General features: G+C 46.9%; 2 protein-coding genes. Both read right to left on the bottom strand.

What is annotated here, in order from left to right; translation table 11 throughout:
• Nucleotides 1–70 precede the first annotated feature (70 nt).
• Entirely contained in the window at nucleotides 71–1,042 is a 972-nt protein-coding gene (locus FDX24_RS00080) for a DUF4123 domain-containing protein (RefSeq protein ID WP_137363630.1), read from the bottom strand.
• Nucleotides 1,043–1,055: 13 nt separating this feature from the next.
• Nucleotides 1,056–2,417: type VI secretion system Vgr family protein (locus FDX24_RS00085; protein ID WP_137363631.1), on the bottom strand; the 1,362-nt coding region annotated here is incomplete at its 5' end.

Raw genomic sequence — 2,417 nt, forward strand, 5'->3', positions numbered from 1 at the left:
TCCCTGTGACATACAGTCACATTTATGATTTATCATCCCTGTTCTCCCACATATTCGAACTGTAAATTGCTTAATTAATGTTTGCTCGAATTTCATTCCATTGTTGTTCTGTGATATGAGATATGATTTGAGTAAATTTTCCCCTCTCACTTAAGCTATTTATTTCAAGCAGGTTTTTAATAAATCCATGGTTATAAAACTCCGGAGCAACATTAATTGAACACTGGCCCCACTTGATAAGATCTTCTTGATCAGAAAAAGTATATAATACAGCTCTTTTAAGTGACTGCTGCAATAGCTTAAATACCGCGGGCTCTGAAAACCGTTCACGACTCAAATTAGCCAGACGATAATTACAGATAACTCTATTTTTTATCCCTGCAAAATTTATATCACGCCAATTGTCAGCGCTCAGCGATAACGTATATGAAAGTCGCAGTTGATTCTCAGACTGATTTATTTTATTGATAAACTGACCATCGCCATCAATAAAACTCCACACTTCAATTGGCCCTAACAAACGTCGTTGTTGCCAGTCATCCAGAATAGATAAAAGAGAGATCATAATTGCCGGATCATAATACCGAAGCAAAACATCTTTTCCATCATGCTGCTGGATTGCCACCTTTCCCAGATAATCTGCGAGATTTACAATGTTTTCTTCGCAAGAAAGCCAACCACATACCATCCTGCCCTTACCCAGCAGTATTTCATTAGGTTCGATCTCTTGCAGAGCTTGCATAATGCTTTCTTGTAGTAACTTACAATCCTCAGGTAAGGATAAATTCAGTGAAACCAAACAAGGTTCAAATTCAGATGATAGATAACGAGTAGCAACAGGTACCCTTACAACATATCTATTTGTTATTTCATTATAGAATGATGATTCTTTATTTCTCAACCTTATAATTGCAGTATCAATCATTAAAATGCAATTTCTATTTAACGTTCTAAAAGAATTAAATATTTGCTCACCAATATAATCCCCTTGTTTTTGCATTGCCTGTAAGGAGTAATCATAAGTTATTAATGATTCCTTCATTATTGGTCCTCCATCAACCCAGCGTCACTGTAGGGCTTTGCGTACCACCAGCAGCATCAATAGCTGTGGCGCAAGGATCCGGTAATTCTATGCTGGCATTCAATGTTGCAGGAGCCATTTTCTGAATCCCAATGCTCTTTACGCGTACATTACCAGGCGCCCCTACTTCTATTTCACCATCTTTAAGCCTGATATACGCGCCACCACAACTGAGTACTAACTCTGTCGCTGCGGTAATGATCACCTGCTCATCCTTGCTGGCTATACTCAACGTTTTCTTTGCCAGCAGATCCATTGCATCTCCCTGTGCCTGAATTTCCACTTTTCCTTTGCTGGCGAAAATTTTAATCCCCATCCACTGAGCGAAAAGACTTATTGTTTCTTTCACACCAAGGCGGAATTTTTTAGCGACACTGACATCCGTGTCCGCTCCGGAGGTTACAATGACATTCTCACCTGATGAGAGTTGGATGCTGGCAGGAGTCACCTGCGCAATGCCAGCAGGGGCAGAAAAAAGTAAAGCCTGTTTCTTGAGGTCTGTCACAGACTCCATTAACAATGCTTTTTGCCTCTCGATATCAGCCAGTTCTGCTTTCGCTTTTTCTGCTGCAGAGCGAATACCTTTCGCATCCTGAAGCGCAGCTTGTAAGTTAGCTACTGCTTCATGCATATCTAACTGCAAACCTCCAGCTAATTCCTGGCGATCGGCACTGATAAAGATCCCTTTCCCAGCCCGAATAGCTCCCCACTGGTCTGTACGCAGTTCAAACCCCTCGCCCCGCAGCGCACGCTGTGCATCCACGTTATGCCCCAGGTTCAGCTGCGTCTTGCCGCCGTACTCGGTGCTGAGCTTGACGTGCTCCTCGCCCCGTTTGTCTTCCATGCGCAGCTTGTTGTTCGCGGGCGTGCGGATGACGTTGCGGGTGTGGTTTGCCTCCGTCACGTGGTCCGGATGCCGGGAGTCGTGCAGCGCATGGGCGATATAGGGTCGGTCCGGGTCCCCTTCATGAAACGCCACCGCCACTTCTGTGCCCTGTATCAGCGGGAAGTGAATCCCGTAGGTGTCGCCACCGTAGGGTTTGGCCAGGCGCAGCAGCATGCTCTCGTAACCCTGCTGTTTGCTGTCCTGGTCTGCATCAAACTTCACCCGGTACAGCCCCTCCGCCGTCTGATGCGCGTAGATATCCCCGCTCTTCGGGCTGCTGACCCGTGCCGTCAGCGTGCCGCTGACCTTCGGTCTTGCCTTCAGCGCCGGACGCCAGCACTGCGTCTCACTGTACGGCACCGCCGCCAGCGTCACCCTCAGCGCATCCTTCCTGCTGCCGCTGAAACCGGCCCGGATGACCACCACCGGCTGCTGCAGCACGCCCGGCAG

Origin of the sequence: Citrobacter sp. wls716, from assembly GCF_005280975.1 — a bacterium.
GTDB classification, from domain to species: Bacteria; Pseudomonadota; Gammaproteobacteria; order Enterobacterales; family Enterobacteriaceae; genus Citrobacter; species Citrobacter youngae.